Annotated in this window: 22 protein-coding genes; 10 read left to right on the forward strand and 12 right to left on the reverse strand. The window is 36.2% G+C overall.

Annotated features, from left to right (window positions below):
- Positions 1–5 precede the first annotated feature (5 nt).
- The 8 genes from OM074_RS03690 (at position 6) to yidC (ending at position 9,144) form a co-directional block, all read left to right on the forward strand.
- Entirely contained in the window at positions 6–770 is a 765-nt protein-coding gene (locus OM074_RS03690) for a uroporphyrinogen-III synthase (RefSeq protein ID WP_301197936.1), read from the forward strand.
- An 11-nt stretch (positions 771–781) separates the two neighbouring features.
- On the forward strand, positions 782–1,753 hold the full coding sequence (gene hemB, locus OM074_RS03695; protein ID WP_301197937.1) for a porphobilinogen synthase: 972 nt from the start codon (positions 782–784) through the stop codon (positions 1,751–1,753).
- 28 nt (positions 1,754–1,781) lie between these two features.
- On the forward strand, positions 1,782–3,074 hold the full coding sequence (gene hemL, locus OM074_RS03700) for a glutamate-1-semialdehyde 2,1-aminomutase (RefSeq protein ID WP_301197938.1): 1,293 nt from the start codon (positions 1,782–1,784) through the stop codon (positions 3,072–3,074).
- A gap of 96 nt (positions 3,075–3,170) precedes the next feature.
- A complete protein-coding gene (hemE, locus tag OM074_RS03705; RefSeq protein WP_301197939.1) occupies positions 3,171–4,202 on the forward strand; it encodes a uroporphyrinogen decarboxylase in 1,032 nt (343 codons plus the stop codon).
- 13 nt (positions 4,203–4,215) lie between these two features.
- Positions 4,216–4,515 (forward strand): DUF6787 family protein, encoded by a 300-nt coding sequence (locus OM074_RS21460; RefSeq protein WP_363320207.1) that lies wholly within the window; start codon positions 4,216–4,218, stop codon positions 4,513–4,515.
- Positions 4,516–4,572: 57 nt separating this feature from the next.
- Positions 4,573–5,472: an oxygen-dependent coproporphyrinogen oxidase gene (gene hemF, locus OM074_RS03710; RefSeq protein ID WP_301197940.1), complete on the forward strand. Its 900-nt coding sequence runs from the start codon at positions 4,573–4,575 to the stop codon at positions 5,470–5,472.
- A 155-nt stretch (positions 5,473–5,627) separates the two neighbouring features.
- A complete protein-coding gene (gene pyrG / locus OM074_RS03715) occupies positions 5,628–7,232 on the forward strand; it encodes a CTP synthase (protein WP_301197941.1) in 1,605 nt (534 codons plus the stop codon).
- A gap of 34 nt (positions 7,233–7,266) precedes the next feature.
- A complete protein-coding gene (gene yidC, locus OM074_RS03720; RefSeq protein WP_301197942.1) occupies positions 7,267–9,144 on the forward strand; it encodes a membrane protein insertase YidC in 1,878 nt (625 codons plus the stop codon).
- A 24-nt stretch (positions 9,145–9,168) separates the two neighbouring features.
- On the opposite strand, the gene OM074_RS03725 is transcribed toward yidC, so the two are convergent.
- Positions 9,169–10,152: a diacylglycerol/lipid kinase family protein gene (locus OM074_RS03725; RefSeq protein ID WP_301197943.1), complete on the reverse strand. Its 984-nt coding sequence runs from the start codon at positions 10,150–10,152 to the stop codon at positions 9,169–9,171.
- 212 nt (positions 10,153–10,364) lie between these two features.
- On the opposite strand from OM074_RS03725, the gene OM074_RS03730 reads away from it, so the two are divergent.
- Both OM074_RS03730 and OM074_RS03735 read left to right on the forward strand, forming a co-directional pair.
- Positions 10,365–11,060, forward strand: coding sequence for a phosphatase PAP2 family protein (locus tag OM074_RS03730; RefSeq protein WP_301197944.1), 696 nt, complete (start codon positions 10,365–10,367; stop codon positions 11,058–11,060).
- Positions 11,061–11,193: 133 nt separating this feature from the next.
- A complete protein-coding gene (locus tag OM074_RS03735; protein WP_301197945.1) occupies positions 11,194–11,466 on the forward strand; it encodes a DNA-binding protein in 273 nt (90 codons plus the stop codon).
- Positions 11,467–11,530: 64 nt separating this feature from the next.
- On the opposite strand, the gene mnhG is transcribed toward OM074_RS03735, so the two are convergent.
- The 11 genes from mnhG to OM074_RS03790 all read right to left on the reverse strand — a co-directional run.
- Complete coding sequence (mnhG, locus tag OM074_RS03740; protein WP_301197946.1) at positions 11,531–11,827, reverse strand: monovalent cation/H(+) antiporter subunit G; 297 nt, start codon at positions 11,825–11,827, stop codon at positions 11,531–11,533.
- The gene (locus OM074_RS03745) at positions 11,824–12,105 is read right to left on the reverse strand and encodes an MrpF/PhaF family protein (protein WP_301197947.1); all 282 of its coding nucleotides are present in this window, start codon (positions 12,103–12,105) and stop codon (positions 11,824–11,826) included. Before OM074_RS03745 ends, mnhG begins: the two co-directional genes overlap by 4 nt.
- Before the next feature lie 2 nt (positions 12,106–12,107).
- Complete coding sequence (locus tag OM074_RS03750; RefSeq protein ID WP_301197948.1) at positions 12,108–12,440, reverse strand: Na+/H+ antiporter subunit E; 333 nt, start codon at positions 12,438–12,440, stop codon at positions 12,108–12,110.
- Positions 12,437–13,924 carry a proton-conducting transporter transmembrane domain-containing protein gene (locus tag OM074_RS03755; RefSeq protein ID WP_301197949.1) on the reverse strand — a complete coding sequence of 496 codons (1,488 nt, stop codon included), beginning with the start codon at positions 13,922–13,924 and terminating at the stop codon, positions 12,437–12,439. The genes OM074_RS03750 and OM074_RS03755 overlap by 4 nt, the downstream gene beginning before the upstream one ends.
- 3 nt (positions 13,925–13,927) lie before the next feature.
- Positions 13,928–14,272, reverse strand: coding sequence for an NADH-quinone oxidoreductase subunit K (locus OM074_RS03760; RefSeq protein WP_301197950.1), 345 nt, complete (start codon positions 14,270–14,272; stop codon positions 13,928–13,930).
- A complete protein-coding gene (locus OM074_RS03765; protein ID WP_301197951.1) occupies positions 14,272–14,688 on the reverse strand; it encodes an MnhB domain-containing protein in 417 nt (138 codons plus the stop codon). The genes OM074_RS03760 and OM074_RS03765 overlap by 1 nt, the downstream gene beginning before the upstream one ends.
- Positions 14,689–14,693: 5 nt before the next feature.
- On the reverse strand, positions 14,694–16,988 hold the full coding sequence (gene mbhE / locus OM074_RS03770) for a hydrogen gas-evolving membrane-bound hydrogenase subunit E (RefSeq protein WP_301197952.1): 2,295 nt from the start codon (positions 16,986–16,988) through the stop codon (positions 14,694–14,696).
- A 532-nt stretch (positions 16,989–17,520) separates the two neighbouring features.
- Complete coding sequence (gene nhaA / locus OM074_RS03775) at positions 17,521–18,879, reverse strand: Na+/H+ antiporter NhaA (RefSeq protein ID WP_301197953.1); 1,359 nt, start codon at positions 18,877–18,879, stop codon at positions 17,521–17,523.
- A gap of 86 nt (positions 18,880–18,965) precedes the next feature.
- Positions 18,966–19,694 (reverse strand): nucleotidyltransferase family protein, encoded by a 729-nt coding sequence (locus OM074_RS03780; protein ID WP_301197954.1) that lies wholly within the window; start codon positions 19,692–19,694, stop codon positions 18,966–18,968.
- Positions 19,695–19,844: 150 nt separating this feature from the next.
- Positions 19,845–21,269 carry a RapZ C-terminal domain-containing protein gene (locus tag OM074_RS03785; protein WP_301197955.1) on the reverse strand — a complete coding sequence of 475 codons (1,425 nt, stop codon included), beginning with the start codon at positions 21,267–21,269 and terminating at the stop codon, positions 19,845–19,847.
- Between the two features lie 239 nt (positions 21,270–21,508).
- A partial coding sequence (locus OM074_RS03790) for an XRE family transcriptional regulator (protein WP_301197956.1) occupies positions 21,509–22,453 on the reverse strand: 945 nt, incomplete at its 5' end.

A 22,453-nucleotide genomic window follows, 5' to 3' on the forward strand; every position in this document is an offset into this window, starting at 1 on the left:
TCAGCATGTTTTCTGTACTTAGGAACAAGGTTTTTATTTCAACACGCCCCAAAGGAAAATCAGGCGAATTAGACGCTATGCTCACAAGCAACGGTGCGATTCATATGGAATTACCAATGATTGAACTAAGGGAAAGCATAGATGAGGATATTACCTCAGATATTCTAATCAATATGCAGACATATACCCATTTGGTATTTACAAGCGCCAATGGTTTTTTGTTTTTTATGAACCAGATGAGGAATTTTAAGGATTCTAACAACATATTACACTCCATCAAAATTGCTTCTATAGGATATAAAACCACTGAAACAATATTAAGCAAAGGGTATAATATTGATTTTGATGCTAATGCTAAAACCGGTACCGAATTTGCAAAAAAGTTCAAGAAACACATTGCGGGGAAAGAAGCCCGGGTTTTATGGCCAACAAGTAAACTATCACCCAATATTATACCGGACAGCTTGGATGGTACTGCACATATCACCCGACTCAATATATACACCAATAACAACCCCACAAACATTGATTATAAACTGGTTAACAGAGTAAAATCCGATGCATATGACATGATAATATGCGCCAGTCCATCGGCATTTTTTAACCTGATTGATGTTGTTAAAAACAAGAATTTAAGAATTGCCTGCATTGGCAGGACCACAGCCAATGCAGTTAAAAATCATGGAATCACACCTTTGTGTGTAGCCAAAGAACCAAATGCATTGGGTATATTTAATGCAATAACAAAATATTATAATTCATTCAAATAAAAAATAACGATATGGCATTTCCTATAACAAGATTACGACGTCTTCGCGGAAACGAAGTAACCAGAAATATGATCAGGGAAACTCAATTGACCCGCAACGATTTAATCATGCCTTTATTCGTTCGTCCGGGCAAAGGGGTACAAAATCCTATCAACTCGATGCCGGGTAATTTTCAGCTATCAGTTGATTTATTGGTTGAAAAATGTAAAGAACTATATAACAAAGGCGTGCAATCTGTTTTATTATTCGGGATTCCTGAGCACAAAGACGAGCATGGCCTGGTAGCCTGTGAACACAATGGCATTGTACAACAGGCTACCAGAGCAATAAAAAAAGAACTTCCGGATCTTTATGTTATTGCCGATGTTTGCAATTGTGAATATACCACTCACGGACACTGCGGATCTATTATTAATGGTGACGTGGATAATGATTCAACCCTGATTACCCTGGGAAAACAATCTGTTTCTTTAGCCGAGGCCGGAGTTGATATGATTGCTCCCAGCGATATGATGGATGGACGAGTGGGACATATCAGGAAAGCATTGGACGATAATGATTTTAGCAATATGCCAATTATGGCCTACTCTGCAAAATATGCTTCAGCATTTTACGGTCCGTTTCGTGATGCAGCAGAAAGTGCCCCCCAATTTGGAAACAGGGCAACCTACCAAATGGATCCGGCCAACAGTAATGAAGCCATCCGGGAAGTAGAGCTGGATATTTTTGAAGGAGCAGACATCGTGATGGTCAAGCCGGCACTAAGCTACCTGGACATTATCAGAAAAGTAAAAGATACATTTAACATTCCAATCTGTGCCTACAATGTGAGCGGTGAGTTTTCGATGGTAAAAGCCGCTGCAGAAAAGGGGTGGATAGACGAGAACAGGATTACCCTGGAAATTTTAACCTCTATAAAAAGAGCTGGTTCTGACATAATTATTTCGTACCATACCCAGGATATAATTGACCAATTGAAATAAAGGCACATAAACACTTGATACTTAAAGCATGAATACTCAAAATAGCAAAAACGCATTCCAACAGGCAGTTAAACATATTCCAGGGGGAGTAAACTCCCCTGTCAGGGCATTTAAATCAGTAGGTGGCAACCCACTTTTTATACAAAGTGCAAAAGGATCAAAGATTACCGATATTGATAACAACGAGTACATTGACTATGTGGCTTCATGGGGGCCTATGATCCTGGGACATTCTCATCCTGATGTGATTGAAGCACTGCACCAAACAGCGTTAAAAGGAACCAGTTTTGGAGCCCCAACCCTCATTGAAACAGAGATTGCTGAACTTATCTGTGACATGATCCCCTCAATTGAAAGTATACGAATGGTAAACTCCGGAACTGAAGCTACCATGAGTGCCCTTCGTTTAGCAAGAGGATATACCAAACGCGATTTGGTCATTAAGTTTGAAGGATGTTATCATGGGCATGGAGACAGCTTTTTAATTAAAGCAGGTTCCGGAGCCCTGACTTTTGGAACGCCTAACTCACCAGGTGTTACTAAAGGAACAGCAAGCGATACTTTGACAGCAGAATACAATAACCTTGATTCGGTTTTAAACCTGTTTAGGGAGTACGAAGACCAAATAGCAGCAGTTATTCTTGAACCGGTAACCGGTAACATGGGGGTTGTTCGCCCTACTGATGAATTTATTAAAGGACTAAGAAAGGCCTGTACAGAAAATGGCACGCTTTTAATATTTGACGAAGTGATGACCGGTTTTAGGGTTGCCAAAGGCGGCGCACAGGAAATATTAGGAATTACTCCTGATTTAACAACCCTGGGAAAGATAATTGGAGGCGGTCTCCCCGTTGGAGCCTATGGTGGAAAAAAGGAAATTATGGAGCACCTGGCACCCAACGGCCCAATTTATCAAGCAGGTACCCTGTCAGGAAATCCAATGGCTATGACAGCAGGCCTGGTTACCCTGAAAAAACTCCACGAAACTCCTGATTTCTATGAAAAACTTGAAGAAAAAGCTGCGTTTCTTTGCAACGGTCTTCAGGAAAACCTCAACAAACTAAATTTTCCTGGTGTAATCAACAGGGTAGGTTCTATGTTTACATTGTTTTTCACGAATGAAAAAGAAGTAAACAATTTCAGCGATGTGATGAAATGCGACACAGATTTATTTGCCAAATATTTTATGCTTGGATTAGAAAGTGGCATTTATACCGCCCCATCCCAATTTGAAGCAGGGTTTATTTCCATAGCTCACAGCACCGAAGAATTACAAAAAACAATTGATGCCAGTTATAGAGCATTGGAACAATTAAAATAAAACAAAACAGTTCTGTATAAAACTTTTTATATACAGAACTGTTCCATAACAACTATAACTCGAAGAGCTTTATTAATACAACTTTGATTAGCATATATGACAAACTCGATACTACTACAAACTTTAGCAAAAGAAAAAACAGAACGACCGCCATTTTGGTTTATGCGTCAGGCAGGGAGAGTTTTGCCATCATACATGAAACTAAAAGAAAAATATTCGTTTTGGGAAATGATGCAAGACCCGAAGTTGGGAGCTCAAGTAACCTTGCTTCCGATAGATGATCTGGGCGTTGATGCAGCCATTCTTTTTTCGGACATTTTAGTAATTCCTTATGCAATGGGCATGGGGTTGGAATTCACAGACCGTGGCCCTGAATTCGACATCCCCTTATCAGAAAGGAAAGATCCCGTAGCAGCACTGCATCCAGAACCCGAAAAATTGAATTACATTTATAATGTTATCGATCAAATTATAGCCACCAAACCTCAACATATACCATTAATAGGATTTTGTGGAGCTCCTTTAACTGTTCTCTGTTATATGATTGAAGGTATTGGTAGAAGCAAAGATTTTCCCAAAACCATTAAATACTTATACCAAAACAAGCAAACGGTAAAAAAACTGATCGATGCCATCACTGAATTGTCAATTATTTATGCCAAAGGGCAAATAAAGCATGGCATTAAAGTGTTCCAGTTATTTGAGACTCACGGAGGATTAATTCCTTTTGAACTATATGAGGAATTATTTTTTCCTGCGGTTAAAAAAATTGCCCGGGCAGTACGTGAAGAAGGGATCCCCTTTATTTATTTTCCGAAGGATATCGGAACCGGCATCCAACAGGTAACACCTGATATGTGTGACTTTTTAAGTATAGACTGGCAAACCCCTATGGATGTTGCCCGAAACATGGTTGACAAAAACATAGGTTTGCAAGGCAATATTGACCCCCGGTTATTATATGCTGATCAACAAACCATTGAAAAAGAGCTAAACAAATATGTTGAGTTTGGAAGTAAAAATCAGGATTGGATCATAAATCTTGGTCATGGTTTTTTACCTGATATCCCATACAAAAACGCACGTTTTTTAGCCGACTGGATAAAGAAAACTGACTGGAAAAGATAAATCCTTAAAACAAATGCTTGAAAAATTAAAACAACGCTGGGGTATTAACTCCAGCTTCCAGATTATAATCATCCTACTCGTATTTTCTATCACGGGGAGTGCCGCAGTATATGTTAAAAAATTTATTTTTCAGTGGTTGGGAATAAATGCGGATACATCCTTATGGATAAAGATTCCGATGTACATTTTAACCATTATTCCTTCTTACCAAATCCTGCTTTTAGTTTTTGGTTTTCTGCTCGGACAATTTCAATTCTTTTATAATTTCCAAAGGAAAAGCTTTGGACGGTTTATAAAAAAGAAGGCCCAATAAAAACAAAAAAGAATCAATTCTGTTAGTTTAAATATCGCACACTGAATAATAAATTCTATGCATAAAACTAACAGAATTGCAAAATTATATAAGAACCTTCAAAACGAAATGTGCCAACAACTGGAAATAGGTGATGGCAAAGGAGTGTTCAAAAAAAGCCATTGGAGAAAAGATATTGGATCAGGAGTTACTGGCGTAATGAAAGATGGAGCTATTATTGAAAAAGCCGGACTGAACTTTTCGCATGTAGAGGGAATATTAACCAACCAAATGAAACAATCATTGGGCATGGAAGGCAGAAAATATAGTGCTACAGGCATTTCTTCCATTATTCACCCCGGCAATCCAATGATCCCAATTATTCATATGAATGTCAGGCATTTTGAACTGGACAACGGCACCTGTTGGTTTGGGGGCGGCATTGACCTAACACCCCATTACATACAAAAAACAGAAGCCCAATGGTTCCATAAAAAACTACATAAGCTTTGTAACAAGTACCACAACAGTTTTTATCCAAAATATAAAGCCTGGGCCGACGATTATTTCTTTTTGACACACAGGAATGAGACCAGGGGCATTGGGGGTATTTTTTTTGACCGCCTGCAACCCAGGACAGAAGACGAGTTTGAGACCTTCCTTAATTTCACCATAGATATAGCAAAGGCGTACCCTGAATTATATTGTGAAATCATGGATAGAAAAAGACATTATACCTATTCTGAAAAAGAAAAGAAGTGGCAAAAACTGCGACGTGGAAGATATGTTGAGTTCAACCTCATCCACGATAGGGGTACCAGGTTTGGGTTAGATTCAGGAGGAAACACTGAATCAATATTTGTAAGCATGCCACCACTGGCAGAATGGGAATATGACTACACCCCCAATGACGGCACTCCGGAAAAACAAACATTAACCCTGCTAAAGAAAAATATTGACTGGATAAACATTAATTAGATCATATCTTACAACTCATCATGCTGAATTATGCTTATTTAACGTAGATATACAGATTCCAAAGCACTCATTTTCTTTTAAATTAACCATTAATTTATACCTTTGTATCTTTAAAATTTGAAATAGAATAAGGTTTAATTTAAATATTTGATACAGTGCCGGATACAAGATATATTTTTGTAACAGGAGGGGTAGCCTCATCGTTGGGAAAAGGGATAATTTCAGCTTCATTAGCAAAATTATTACAATCCAGGGGATATAAAGTAACTATTCAGAAATTAGATCCATACCTGAATGTGGATCCTGGAACTTTAAATCCATACGAACACGGGGAATGTTATGTGACAGAAGACGGAGCAGAAACAGACCTGGACCTAGGACACTACGAACGTTTTTTAAATGTTCCTACTTCACAGGCCAACAATGTTACAACCGGTAGAATTTACCAAAACGTAATTAACAAAGAACGAAAAGGAGACTTCCTTGGAAAAACAGTTCAGATCATCCCTCATATTACCGATGAAATAAAAAGAAACATCAAACTGTTAGGTACAAAGCATAAATTTGATGTAGTAATCACAGAGATTGGAGGTACAGTAGGTGATATTGAATCATTACCATATGTTGAAGCAGTGCGCCAGTTGAAATGGGAACTTGGAAACCGGGCTATGGTAGTTCACTTAACTTTGGTTCCATTCCTTAGTGCATCCGGTGAGCTAAAAACAAAACCGACACAACACTCAGTTAAAACATTACTTGAAGCCGGGGTACAACCTGATGTTTTGGTATTACGTACTGAAAAAGATCTTGGCCCGGATATCCGCAAAAAAGTAGCTCTATTCTGTAATGTAAATCCTCGTGCGGTAATCCAATCTATCGATGTTTCAACAATATACGAAGTTCCGGTAAAAATGCAGGAAGAAGGATTAGATGAAATCTGTCTTGAAAAACTGGAATTACCTGTAAATAAAACACCTGATTTAAAAAAATGGAAGAGCTTTCTTTCTAAACTAAAAGGAGCTGAAGAAAAAGTAACCATTGGTTTAGTTGGAAAATATGTAGAGTTGGCAGATGCATACAAATCAATTATTGAAGCACTGATACATGCCGCTACCTATCACGATAGGAAAGCTGAAATAAAGCTGATACACTCAGAGGATTTAACAGCTGAAACCGTAGCAGAAAAACTAGCTGATTTAGATGCTATTTTAGTTGCTCCCGGATTTGGAAGCCGAGGTATCGACGGTAAACTGGAGGCAGTTCGTTATGCGCGCGAAAACAACAAAGTATTCTTAGGCATTTGTCTTGGTATGCAATGCGCTGTTATTGAATTTGCCCGCAATGTGGTAAATCTGGAAAAAGCCAATTCTGCAGAAATGGATCACTCTTCCCCATACAAAGTAATAGACTTGATGGAAGATCAGAAGAATGTTTCTGACATGGGCGGCACAATGCGTTTGGGAGCTTATGAATGTTCGTTAAAAGAGGGTACCAAAGCTTTTGATGCTTATAAAGGAAAAACAACGCACGAAAGGCATCGTCACAGATACGAATTCAATAACGACTTTTTAGGTCAATTTGAAGAAAAAGGCATGATTGCATCCGGATGCAACCCGGAAACTGGTTTAGCTGAGATTGTTGAAATCCCTGAACTAAAATGGTTTGTTGGTGTTCAATTCCACCCGGAATACAGCAGTACTGTACTCAAACCACATCCAATCTTCATGGCCTTTATTAATGCTGCCATCAACAATAAATAATCAAATTTGCAAACACGAAAAATAAAAATAAGCAATGGATAAAAATTCCGTTACGGGACTAGTTCTTATCACAATCATCATTGGGGTGTTTATGTGGTGGAGCAAACCGACAAAAGAACAACAAGAAGCTCAACAAAGATATCAGGATTCAATACAGCAAGTTGAATTAGTAAAACAACAAACAGCGATTGAATTAAAGAAAAAGAAAGATGCTGAAAACGCCATTCCTGTGGCTGATAGCTCTGTTGCTGACAGTGTAATTCAAAAACAGCTGGAAGGCAAGTTCGGTGTTTTTGCCAACGCTGTTTCCGGTGAACAAAAATTCTTCACCCTTGAAAACAACAAAGTAAAGATTACACTTACTAACCATGGGGCGAAGGTATATTCGGTTGAGATAAAAGATTTTAAAACCCACGATGGCAAACCTCTGATTTTGTTTGATGGCGATCAAAACGAATTTGGATTTAGCTTTTTCCATAATAACCGTATTTTAAATACCAATGATCTTTATTTTGAGGCAGGAACCAATAGCAGTTCATCTCAAGACTTCAAATTATCTGTTGGAAACGATCAATATTTGGCATTTAACTACACTCTTCCTCAAGATTCGTATATGCTTGACTTTAGCATTGTGCATAACGACATTGATGCAGTTATTCAATCCAACAGAGGTGGCTTTGATTTAAACTGGAAAATGGATGTGCCGGCTCAGGAAAAAGGAAGAAAATTTGAAATAACCTATTCCGGTTTGTTTTTTAAGTACGACCAGGATGAAGTTGATGACCTTTTAGGCAGATCAGGTGATGAAACCTTTAGAACTCCAATTAAATGGATTGCATATAAGGATCATTTCTTTTCCTCTATCTTAATTGCTAAAGAAAATTTTGCTTCGGGTTCGGCTTCTGTAAACATTTATAAAGAAGAAGATAATTCTCCTTTGATCAGCACAAACACCAGTCAACTGGTTATTCCATACGCAGGTGGTGCCCACACAGAAAAGTCATTCCAATTTTATTTTGGTCCAAACAAGTATAAAATCTTAAAGAAATATAAAGATCTTGATTTAAAAGAGATTATACCATTAGGATGGGGTATTTTTGGATGGGTGAATAAGATTATCGTAATCCCAATTTTCAACTGGCTCGAAGGATCTATTGCCAGCTACGGATTGATTATTCTTATTCTAACATTGATCATCAAGCTTGGATTATTCCCATTAACATTTAAGTCGTATATGTCAACGGCTAAAATGAAGGTACTAAAACCCCAAATTGATGAAATAAACAAAAAGATACCTGCAGAAAAATCAATGGAACGCCAAAAAGCAACCATGGCGCTATATCAAAAAGCAGGCGTTAGTCCTTTAGGTGGATGTTTGCCCATGTTGCTTCAGATGCCTATCCTTTTTGCCATGTTCCGCTTTTTCCCTAACTCTATTGAGTTAAGGCAGGAGAGTTTTTTGTGGGCAAATGACTTATCAAGTTATGACGCCATTGTTAGCTGGAGTGCAAACATTCCGATAATCAGTCAATATTACGGTAACCATATTAGTTTATTTACACTTTTAATGGGTATCACTAATATTATATACACAAGAATCAATCAGGAAATGACCCAGTCGACAAATCAGATGCCGGGTATGAAAACCATGATGTATTTGATGCCGGTCATGTTCCTTGTATTCTTTAACAACTATGCATCCGGTTTAAGTTATTACTATTTTATTTCTACTTTAATAACTATTCTTCAAACGGTATTAATCAGAAGATTTGTTGACGAAGAGGCTATTTTGGCCAAGCTGAATGCCAACCAAAAGAAACCTAAAAAGAAATCAGGTTTCCAGGCCAGGATAGAAGAAATGGCAAGACAACAACAAAAAGCACAGACTCAACAAAGAAAAAAGAAAAAATAGATCATGAATAATTAAAAAGGAGAACTAACCGTTCTCCTTTTTTAATTTCCACAATTGCTCCAGCGACATGCCTTCTCTTAATTTTGGAATCAGATCACGGATAGGTTCCCAAAGTGAAGTATCTATCTGATGCTCCCTGGGTACTATTACACTTAACGAAGAAGGCAATACCATAATTTCTGCCCTATTGCCAAGCATAACAGGCTCCCCATCAATATGTGCATATAATTCCGAATCATATTCAACCTCAATTTCCCTGGCACGTATAACCTCATCATTAGGATTTTTATCGATTGATTTATCCAACAAGCTAAGCAACATCAAAGGCGTTTCTATTTTGGGAAAATCATGAACAATACTTACATCAATTAGGCCATCATCAATCAATGCATTAGGGGCAATATGAATATTATTTCCATATTGGGAAGAATTAGCGAAACTTATTAAAAAGGCCTTTCTATGCATTTCTGCCCCATCTATTTTTAAAGAGTAATTTCCCGACTTATAATGAGCATATTCACTTGCTATCAATTGAAGGTAACCCAATGGACCCCTTAATTTTTTTCCGTCGAACAGATGGCTTATATGAGCATCAAAACCAATACCGGCAACATTCACACAACAAAATTGATTTACCTTTAAAGTGTCAATCTTCCGGGTATGAAAATCATTTAAAGATTGAATTGCTTTATTTATCCTCAGGGGAATATTAAGGTACCTGGCCAAACCATTTCCAGAACCGGTAGGAACAATAGCCAAAGCAGTTTCTGTCCCAACCAACCTTGAAGCAACTTCGTTAACAGTACCATCCCCGCCAACAGCCACTACTGCATCATATTTACCCACTGCACCACTTGCCAGTTCCCTGGCATGTGCTTTATATTGAGTATAAGCTACGTCAATATCAAGGAGCGCTGTATTTATTTCTGAATCAATATACTTTTCTATTGTCTTTTGCTTTCCTATTCCGGAAACCGGGTTAATCAGGAAAAGAACTTTTTTAGTCATATTAGTGGTTACATTTTCAAAAACACACAATTAAATAATCCAACATTTAAAGCTTAAAGCTACAAAACAATAGCTAATAGTTATATTATTTTTCCATTGTTTGAAAAAAGATATATTTTTATGCGGCCAGAATATAACCTATTCAGGTTTTTATCGTATTTGCCAGATACCCTTTTTTATAATTAGACAGCATTACAAAGAAATTTTAACAAATGGATAAATTAATAGAATTCGACAGTGGACTACTTCAATTATTAAATTATTATCATACTGACTTTTGGGACAATGCTTTTTGGATGATTTCAAGTACCTTGATCTGGATTCCCTTATATTTAATGTTGATTTATGGAATTATCAGAAGTCAAAAAGGACAAAGTTGGATCACTATTTTATCTGTAATTGCTTTAGTTGTTTTATGCGACCAGATTTCTACTGAAGTATTTAAACACGGAGTGCAAAGGTTTCGACCTACGCATGACCCACTCTTAAAAGACTTTGTTAAAATAGTAAATGGATACCGCGGCGGTAAATATGGTTTTGTATCATCACACGCAACCAACACAATGGGTTTAGCTGTATTTACATCTCTGTTATTTCGAAATAAAGCCTATTCCTTTTTTATATTTACATGGGCGTTGGTAATTGCATATTCAAGGGTGTATTTAGGGGTTCATTATCCTGGCGATGTTTTAGGAGGCATGCTGCTAGGTAGTATTTTGGGATATGCAGTGTATAAACTGTATACCATAATTATCCCAAGATTTGTGCGTCTTACCTATTTTAACAAAAAAGGTTTAAGCCGTGGAATTGCTGAGCAGTTTGAAAAACCTCTTGTATTAAAAATAGTGTTTTCAGGAGCACTAAGTTTTGTAATAATTTTACTTGCTGCAAAAGTAATGATTCCGTAATACTACAAGGCAAAACAAAGCATTTAGTCAATAACAATTTGAACACTACCCTTATATAAAGGTTAAATATATTTTAAATTTAAAATATAATTTTTAACTTTAAAACACTTCAAATTTTAAAAACTAAATGCTTATGAGCACTACAACAATCACTTTCAATCAACTTAGGAAACTAAAAGATAGCCTTCCTGATGGTAGCATGAGAACAATTGCTAAAAATTTAGATCTAAACGTTGAAACTGTTCGCAACTATTTTGGCGGTAAAAACTACGAAGACGGCAAATGTGTTGGCATACACTTAGAACAGGGACCCGACGGTGGAATTGTTGAATTAGATGATACTACCATTTTAGAATACGCTCAAGCCATATTGGAAGGTAAGAAAAGTGTTCAATTTCACAACTAACAAAAATTTATATCAAAATAAAAGAGGGTATCCAAAAATGGATACCCTCTTTTATTTCAACACCCTATTTCTCAGTATCTGTTTCATCTGAACTATCCCTAAAGGATTTAGCTATTGAATGAGCAGCTAAAGGGGAAGTGATATATATAAATACAACTATTAGTATTGACTTTAAGGTAATATCCAAAACTTTAAAATAAATAATAACTCCTATCAGCAACAGCAATATGCCCAATGATGTAGCTTTTGTTGCAGCATGTATTCTACTGTAAAGATCCTTAAATCGCAATAACCCAATAGAGGCAATTAATATCAACAAAGCTCCTGCAATCATTAAAGCAGCTATAAAAACATCATTCATTTTTTAGTGTTTTTTTGTTTCAAATAAGTGGATATTGCAACTGTTCCTATAAAAGAAATTAGCGAAATAACGATGGCAATATCAACATATATCCCATTGCTGATTACAATACTATAAATTAAAACAAATCCCATCGTAATAGAAGCCATCAAATCCATAGCTGCAATTCTATCAAAGGTACTGGGCCCTTTAACCAGCCTGATAAAGGCAAATAATAAAGCCAACAGCATTAATGTAAAGCAAATAAAAATTGACAAATCCAAAACTCCAAAGTCCATATTTATTGTGTTAGTTCAATTATCCTTTTCTGCATCCCTTCAATATCCGCCACAATGTCAAGTTCATTTTTTATATATAAACAATGAACAAGTAATTTTTTTTTATCTGGACTAACCTCTATACTTAATGTTCCTGGAGTCATTGACAAAAGATTACTTAATAGTAAAATACCTGCATTGGTATTTACCTGTAACGATATCCAGACAAAGCCAGGGTTTACCCTAATCCGGGGGCTTAATATATCATAAGCAATATGCAAATTTGCTTGTATCAACTTCATTAAATAATATATTACGAAGGATATAATCAAATATATTTTCTTTATCAGTCTCATTTCATCGTATTTAAAACAGCCTCAACATAAATACCTGGATCCAAAAGTTGCTTTGCGGCTAATAATGTTAAATCAAAAAACTGAGCAGCCAAAATTCCTAGCATTAGGCTTCCTAACGCTAACAAAGCCGAGGGTAAATAATCGAAAACAGCCACCTTTACTCTTTCATCCACTTTTGTTTTTGAAGGCTGTACCCTTAAAAAGGCCTGATTCCAAATTTTAATCATGGAATAAAGAGTTAACATACTGGTTAAAACTGCAACTGCTATAATTAGGTAATGCTTATCTTCAATTCCGGCCTTAATGAGTATAAACTTTGCAAAAAAACCTGACAAAGGCGGAATACCAGCTAATGCAAATGCTGAAATAACAAACAATATCGCCAAAAAAGGTTTTTCTTTAAAAAGGCCTCCTAAATCTTTCAAATAAAAAGTACCTTTTATTTTCTTAATGATTCCCATAATTAAAAAGGTATTTGTTTTAGCAACCATGTTATGAATTGTAAAAAATATAGCTCCGGCAATTGCCAATGGCGTATAAATACCCAGTCCCATAATCATATATCCAATTTGACTGATTATGTGATAGGATAAAATACGTCGTGTATCATATTGAATAGATGCAGCCATTCCTCCTATAACCATTGTAAACCCTGCCGATATCAATAATAGATTATGCCAGAAATACCCATTTTGAACAAAAAACAATGTAAAAAAACGGATCAACGTATAAACTCCCACTTTTGTCAATATTCCTGCAAAAAGGGATGTTACAGTTATGTTTGCAGTATGATATGATGCCGGCAACCAAAAGAACAAAGGAAAGATGGCTGTTTTTATTCCAAATGCTATAAAAAACAACATAGCCGATGTATTCATTAAAATAGACTGTTGATCATTATTTAATATCTGAGCCAGATGAGCCATATTTAATGTTCCTGTTTTTCCATACAACAACCCTAAACCTGCCAAAAACAAAAGGGAAGCAATTAAATTTAAAGTCAAGTATTTTATCCCGCCCTCCAGCTGTTCTTTTTTTGCTCCCATTGTGATCAATACAAAAGAAGATAACATCATCACTTCAAACCATACATATAGGTTAAATACATCACCGGAAATAAATGCACCATTTACCCCCATAGTTAAAGCAAAGAAGAATATAAAAAACATTGAAAAACCACGCTTTGCTTTAACAAAACGATAGGCATAAATAGATACTGCAAAAACGATAAAGGAAGCTGCCAATAACATCAAGCTGCTTAAATAATCAACTACCAATGAAATACCATAGGGTGCCTCCCACCCTCCCACTTGTAGCACAAGCATCTCATTATGACTAACTAAAATCAAAAGATATACTGAAACTAAGAACAATAAAGCACTACCTATCACCCCTATAATCTTAGCATAAAACGTTGACCTTATAAATACTAAAACGATTATAAGCATAAATGGTAATAATATGGGAAGCGCTATCAGTGTCATATCTTATACATCTGTATTTTTTAGTTGATCAAGATCATTGGTACTTGTTGTAATGAAAAATTTATATTTCAGTGCAAGTGTAAAAATAACGATACCAAAGCCAATCACTATTGCCGTGAGAACTAAAGCTTGAGGCAATGGATCTGCTAATTTACCAGAATCGGACTCCACCCCATCTAAAAAAGCTGGTTTCCCATGAACTATTCCTGCAGATAGAAACACCAGCAAATTGGTTGCATTACTTAAAAAGATAATTCCAATAATAAACTTCAAGATACTTCTCCTTAAAATGAGGAACACTCCACCTGCATACAATAAACCCGTTAATGCCGACAATAATATTTCCATTATTTGTGATTTGAAAGCGTAAATAAAAACAATAAGGTTACACCCATTACTGTGAAAAAGACTCCAAAATCGAATAGTAAGGGAGATCCTAATTTAATCTTACCTATGATAGAGGAATCAATCGTAAACCAAATCCCTTTCATAAGGGGAGCTCCAGATACTAAACTTGGCATGAAACTCAACAATGCACAAAGAAGTCCCAAACCAATGTAATACTGAGGCTTAACTTTTAATTGCCTCCTGATTTGTTGAACTGAAAAAGCAAGACTACTGTAAACTATATATAATGCAGCCAATAACCCCCCAATAAACCCTCCTCCCGGGTAATTATGCCCTCGAATCACAGCAATACATGCAAATGACAAAAACAAAACTTTTAAATATCTGGTTGCTATTTGTAATATAACAGAATTCATCTCTTTTACTTTCTTTTATTTAACAATGAATAAACCCCTAAAGCAGCTATACTTAACACTGTAATTTCCCCAAGCGTATCCAGTGCCCTAAAATCTACCAAGATCACATTAACTACATTTTTTCCATATGCTTTTAAGTAACTATAATCAACAAAATAACCTGATATTGAAGTATTAAAATCAACAGTAATAGCCTTAAGTGTAACAATGGTCATGATAGTACCAAAAACCAGAGATATAACTCCATCCCTGATTTTTGCCATACGGCTGGATAAAGAAGCAAACTTTGGTAAGCCTTGTAATACCAAAACAAACATAACAACCATCAATGTTTCTACAATAATTTGAGTAATAGCCAAATCTACAGCACTATAATACAAGTATATCAGCGAGATACCATAACCCGTTACGGCCATTGCAGATATGGTAAAAATAATATTCTTTGAAAACACACTAAAAAACACCGACATTGCGATTACTACAGCTAGTCCGGAAATATAAAAAGGTTTCAAGTTAAAAGTCAAACCAATCTCCCACCCACGAGTAAGATATAGTTGTAGAATTAGCAGCAAGGATGTATAAAGTATAATTGTAATAATGTAATAACGATTATAACCATGCTGGATCAAACGCGTATTCTTTCCTGAAAAAGAAATAAACCTGTCCAGACCTTTAAAAAATACATTAGTAAAACTAATTGAGAAAATTTGACTATTTATTCTATTCCATACTTTTATTACACTCTTATACCTATTGAGTATGATAAAAAGTAGTAACCCAAGGAGAGCAGTAATCATACTAAGCAATAATATCTGATTAAACCCATGCCAAAGCTTTAGCTTAATTTGGAAATTACCAGAATGAATTACATTTAATGCCGGCTCAATTATTGGCGTAAGCATATCTGGGAAAATACCTAAACCCAAACTTAAAAATGCCAGGATACCCGGACTAAACAAAAGCAATTTGTATTTTGTATTATGCGACTTTATACTAGTTTTAGACTGACCAAGAAACACTTTGGATAATAATAAGAAAGATACAGCAACCATAAACACATTTGAGGTTACCCCAAGAAATATTAGAATTGAAGACATCCAAGGTGAATCAAACTTCGCTTCATAAATTAGTTCTTTACCTATAAAACCTAGCATTGGAGGAATACCTGCCATGGACAAAAGTGAAATCAAAGCAATAACAAATCCCCATGGAGTAAATTTCATCAAACCTCCAAGTTTTGGAATTAACCTTGTCCCTGTTTGTTTTGAAATATAGCCAGCCAACATAAAAAGTGCAGCTTTATAAAAAGCATGTACAAAAAGAAAAACCAATGCTGCTTTTACAGATAGTTTGGTATCTATTCCAAACAACATAGTTAGAATACCAAGAGCACTAATTGTTGTATAAGCTAAAACCAGCTTAAAATCAACCTGGGTAATTGATAAATATGAACCCACAAGCATAGTCAGAGCTCCAATAAAGGTAACAATATAGTCCCATTCTATTGTTCCCCCTAAAACAGGATATAAACGCGCCAGCAAAAACACCCCTGCTTTTACCATTGTGGCCGAATGAAGATATGCACTAACGGGAGTGGGGGCTTGCATAGCCCAGGGCAGCCAAAAATGAAAAGGAAATTGAGCTGATTTTGTAAATATCCCGATAAGTACAAAGATTAACGCCGGAAGATATCTGGGATCACTTTTTATAACATGAGCTTTATCCAACCAATCTGAAAACATATAGCTATCAACGATGCTACCTATTAACAATACAGCAACAAACAAACACAGACCTCCAAAACCAGTAACAAATAATGATTGAAAAGCAGCCTTTCTGGCCTTTTCTTTTTCATTAAAAAAACTAATTAACAAAAAAGACAAAACACTTGTTAACTCCCAAAATATAAACAGCTGAATAAAATTGGTTGAAAGCACAAGCCCCAGCATAGAGCCACTAAACAAAAGCAGGTAAAAATAAAACCTTGTAGTGCCAGCATAGCTTTTCATATACACCTGAGCATATATAAACACTAAAAAACCAATAAAGGTAATTAGCAACACAAAAATCATACTTAAACCGTCAAGAGTAAATTCAAGATTTAATCCTAAATAAGGAATCCATTCAATAGATATTATTCTGGCCTTCTCCGTTTCTACAAGTGACAACTGACTTATAAAAAACACAAAAAACACCAATTGCATAAATGCCAATGGAAAAGGAATGCCCTTTGATAATTTTTTAGGTATCAAGAATAAAGCAAGAGCTAAAACCAAATATAAAATCAGGATTAAAATCATACTTCATTGTTTAACACTATTAGCACCTGTGGTTATAAAACATACTAAAAGAGTTGCTTAAAAACGCACGCCATTTTAACAATAACTCAGAATACCTTTACATACAAAGTTCAACGATTGATTATGTCCTAACCAATAAAACAACAACACTCAGTATTAACCTTTGAGTTTATTATAGAAACAACAACATGATCTATTTGTTGTTGATATGTAATTTAGGGCGGTTATTTTATAAAAGCAAGTAATAACTATATTGAGTAATAGAAACACTGCCATTTTCACTTCGTTATAAAGCTCAGATCAATGTAAAAAAAAAGCTGCCGTGTTAACCAGGCAGCTCTATTATATCTTTCATTTAATTAATAACAGATCGTTAGATTTTAGATAAGAGATAAGAGACTTATTTGCAAGATGCTTAAAATCAAATCTTTACCCAACTTAGGTTGATTTTATTAAGTATCTCATAATCTAACACTTATAAAAAACTAACGAACTATTGATTAAAAGACATATATTTTATAAACGGCATTTTTCAGCGCATTCTTCGGTTGGTAACATCTTCATCTCTTTTTAAAGAATACTTCAGCAAAAAGAATCCTGCCAAACCTGCAATGATAGATCCTATGAATATACCAATTTTTGCCTGGTTAAGAATTTCTGTTGAATAAGCCAGACTTGCTATAAAAATTGACATAGTAAAACCAATACCTCCCAACAAGCCCAATCCTGCAAAAGATAACCATGAAGATCCCTTTGGCTTAATAGCAATACGTAATCGTACTGCCAGCCATGAAAAGAACGTGATCCCAATCACTTTTCCAAAAACCAAACTAAATGCAATGGCAAATGAAACTAAAGACATCACTTCTCCTCCTTGATCGCCCGCACTTAAAACAACACCTGCATTAGCCAATGCAAAAACAGGTAATACAAACATACTAATAAACCCATGAAATTGATGCTCAATGTACTGTAATGGACTTCGCACCTTTTTAATAGCATATTCCATATTATCTACTGCATGTAACTGCTCATCACTCAATACTATTTCATGAACACTTTTCGGAATACTTTCAAAATTCTTTGCTCCAGACGAAATACGGGGCAGGAATTTATCGACATGAACCTTTGGCCTGGCAGGAATAGTGAAAGCTACTAATACTCCTGCAATTGTAGCATGCAATCCCGATCCCGGGCCTTCAACTCCTGACTCAAGAAATAAATACCATATTACCAATCCCAAAATGGTATATAGCTTTAAATCCTGTATATTCTTTAAGTTAGCTATTGTTAGTACTATAAGCAACACTGCTGCTATTATAAGGTAAGTCCACTGAAGTTCTCCCCCATAAAACAAGGCAATTACCAATACTGCACCAAGGTCGTCGACAATAGCCAGGGCAGTAAGAAACACTTTAAGGCTCAAGGGCACTCTTTTGCCCAACATAGCCAATATACCCAACGAAAAAGCAATATCTGTAGCCATCGGGATCCCCCATCCACTTTGAGCTTCCCCCTCTAACCCAAACATAAAGAATAGGATAATAGGAACTACCATACCACCAATGGCGGCAAAAATAGGTAATGATGCCTGCTTAAACGAACTTAACTCTCCAGCCAAAAACTCCCGCTTAATCTCCAGCCCAACCACAAAAAAGAAAATAGCCATCAACCCATCATTAATCCAATGGTGCCAACTCATCTTTAAGTGAAATGCATTTACATCTATGGTCAGTTTATCATGCCATAAATGCTCATAAAAATGATGGTCAACATTGGCCCAAATCACTGCGGCAAAAGTTGCTATCATTAGCAAAGAGCTTCCACTTGTAATCCCACTATAGAATCGCTGGAAGAAACTCTTTCCGTTCAAATCTTCAACATTTGTCATACTTCTGTTTTAAGGTTTTATTAATAAAATACAATTATGTTCTTAAACAGCAAAAATATATATTAACATTGAAATATGTGCATAACTTACATATGTTTATCCATAAAAAAGTCGTTTACGTGATTTAGTTTCTCCGGAGTCCCTATATCAAACCAATATTCATCCCAGTCTTTCCAACCATAAACTTCATATTTTTCAGAAATATCCAAATATCCGTTAGTAATAGAAAACTTGCGCAGTGGACCTAGTTTGTTGATGAGTTCAAAGTTCACAATATGAATTCCAGAAAAAGCATACATATCTAATTCGTCAACATCTCTGGAAATAATCTGTTGGCCCGTATTAATATTTTTCCATCCCGACAAGCGCATTTGAGGATCAAACAGAAAATACCGAGAAGTTTCCCTGTTTTTTACCATTAGAGTAGCCATACCTCCATGAGCAAAATGGTATTCAACCATCGCTTCAAGATTGGCCCCCGTTAATACATCTGAATTATATAAGATAACAGGCTGATCGGGTAAAAATAAGGGAGCAGCTTTTATCAGGCCCCCTCCTGTTTCAAGCAGTTCTCCACGCTCATCCGACAGTAGCACTTCAACATCAGTAAAACCCATACTATTCACAAAAGAGGCTATCATTTCGGCATGATGGTGCATATTAACAACAATGCGTTTCACTCCAACACTCCTCAGCTTTTCAATAGCGTGCAACAGCATTGGTTTTCCATTTACCTCAACCAATGCTTTGGGCTTATTTTGAGTTAATTGACCTAAACGCGTTCCTAAACCAGCTGCAAATATTAGTGCATTCATTTGGCAATTATTGTTTTTCCGGTTTACACAACTTCTTTTCCTTATTTGAAGTGAGGTTGCATTTTTTGCATTTATATTTTTTATCCTCTTGGATATTGGAATCAAAATCTTCTTTCTTTGCCTTTTTACACTTCTTTTGTCCCATGTCTGCTATCCTTTTTTTATTTCCTGCTCAATATGTCGCAACTTCACCGACACCGGGTATTTAGTGCGAATATACTCTGCCAGTCGTTCAGCACTGTATACAGAGCGGTGCTGCCCACCTGTACAACCAAAATTTACCATTAAATGTTTAAAATTTCGCTCAATATATTTTTCTACCGATTGCGAAACCAAAGGAAAAACCGTATCCAGGAACTGCTTCATTTCCGGTTCTTTTTCCAAAAATTCTATCACCGGCTTATCTTTTCCCGTTATATGCTTATACTCGGCATACCTGCCTGGATTATGAATTGCCCTGCAATCAAATACAAAACCACCACCATTGCCACTCATATCATACGGGATACCTCTTTTATAAGAAAAACTGTTAACTGTAACCGTAAGCGCATTTATTTTTTTGAGCTTTTCATTTTGGGTTAAGGCATTCAACACCTTGTTAAGTTCTGGAATATCCAACGGGAGCGGATGACTTCTTAACAGATATGATATATTTTGAAGGGCAAAAGGGATACTTTTTAAAAAATGTTCTTTCTTTTCATAAAAACCTCTAAACCCGTAGGCACCCATTGCCTGCATAATACGAATATAGACATAACCTGAAAAATGATGCTGAAAAGTATCCTCATCCACTTCTTTATATTTTTTAAGCTCTTCAATGTAATACCGATAAAGCTCTTCCCGAACAACAGGCGGAATATCAGCCTTTCCATCATATAACAACGAGGCCAAATCATACTGCAGTGCCCCTTTTCTTCCTCCCTGATAATCAATAAACCAAGGCTCCCCTTGCTTAATCATTACATTCCTGGATTGGAAATCGCGATACAAGAAGTAATGATGTTCTGCTTCTAACAGAAAGTCTATCAGTTTACTAAAATCATCCTCTAAAGCCTGCTCATCAAACGGAACCTGGGCCAATTTTAAAAAATAGTATTTAAAATAATGCAAATCCCATAACATCGACTGCCTGTCGAAAGCTTTTCGGGGATAGCACAAATCAAAACCTAAACCTTCACTCCCTTTTAGCTGAAAACAAACCAACTCCTTTATTGTTTTTTGGTACAGTTCAACCAAAGCTGGCGACAAACTCTCTGCCGTCCGGTTTTCCTGCAAAAAATCAAACAAGGTTACATTGCCCAAATCTTCAATCAGATATACATCTTCTCCTAAGTTTTCATCATAAATATTAGGTACATTCAAACCTTTTGAAAGAAAGTGCTTTGTGAATTCCACAAATGCCTTATTCTCTTTCTCATCTGCATTGTAAACACCCAAGGCACTCTTCCCGCCTCCTTCAATACGGACATATTCTCTGTAAGACCCCGATGGCGGCAGCATAGTCATCGACTCAACTTTTTCGCCCGACCATTGGGTAAACATCTTCATTATTAATTGCTGCTTCTCTATATTCATAGTATACTTTGCCTTTTTTGCCAAATATAACAAATCATAATAAGTAGTGCCTGCAAGAAAACCCTATTTTATCCCACCCCGCATCCCCCAACTCCTTTATCTGGATAAAACAGAAGAATCAAGTATCAAGATTATTAACTTCTTGTAATATCCTAATATTCTGCCATAAAAAACACGAATTTTAAGATTTAGAGGATAAAGTTAAAACTCATATCAAAATATAAAAAGGAATATATTTACTACTCCCTCCAGCCCATACGTTCTTTTATTAACAATATTTCCTGCTGCAGGCCTGCTACTGTTTGCTCTAAAGCTTTGGGTTCCTCTTGTGAATCAGGCATTACATTACTGATATAATGTACAAACACCCATACCTCCTGTACCGCTTCGGCAGATATTTGATATGGTTTATATAATGGATTTAACGAATGCAACACCAGGTTTTTATCTTCTTCCAGTTTATTTTCTACAATTTTAAAAACCACCCCTTCATCGCGGGTAACAATAATACATGGGATTCCTGTTTTGATAGTTCTCCAATCCTGCAAGAACTCTCCCGTTACCCACGAACCACTGGGAACAGGCAACATTGAATCTCCGGATATCTGGAAAGTGCGGTATTTTTTTTCGCGGGACAAAAACGGCAATTGAAAAACCGGCAATTCTTTTACATATTCCGGATCCGAAAAACCGGTAGCATAACCTGCTTTGGCTTTTTCCGGAACCAGTTCTATATTTTCATTATTGGCAGAATCAACCGTAGAAACCAACACCCGCAAACCACTTCCTTTCAAAAACACATCAAACCCATTTTCTAATTGCGATAACTGACTTTCGCGCAGCGACATCAAATCTACCTTTATTAAGGTATCAATGGCCACATTAAAATATCCTGAAAAAGCGACCAAAACAGAAACTCCAGGCTGTGCTACCCCATTTTCATAACCACTCAACGTAGACCGCTTCATTCCTAACGCCGAGGCTACATCATCCTGAGTGCGCCTGCGACGTTTACGCAAAAACTTAATATTTGAACTAAAAAACATTTTCATAATAATAGTTATTAGGATGCTGCACTTTAGATTATGAATAGCTGATAGCTGATAGCTGATAGCTGATAGCTGATAGCTGATAGCTGATAGCTGATAGCTGATAGCTGATAGCTGATAGCTGATAGCTGATAG

It is taken from the genome of Plebeiibacterium marinum, from assembly GCF_026013615.1.
GTDB classification, from domain to species: Bacteria; Bacteroidota; Bacteroidia; order Bacteroidales; family Marinilabiliaceae; genus Saccharicrinis; species Saccharicrinis marinus_A.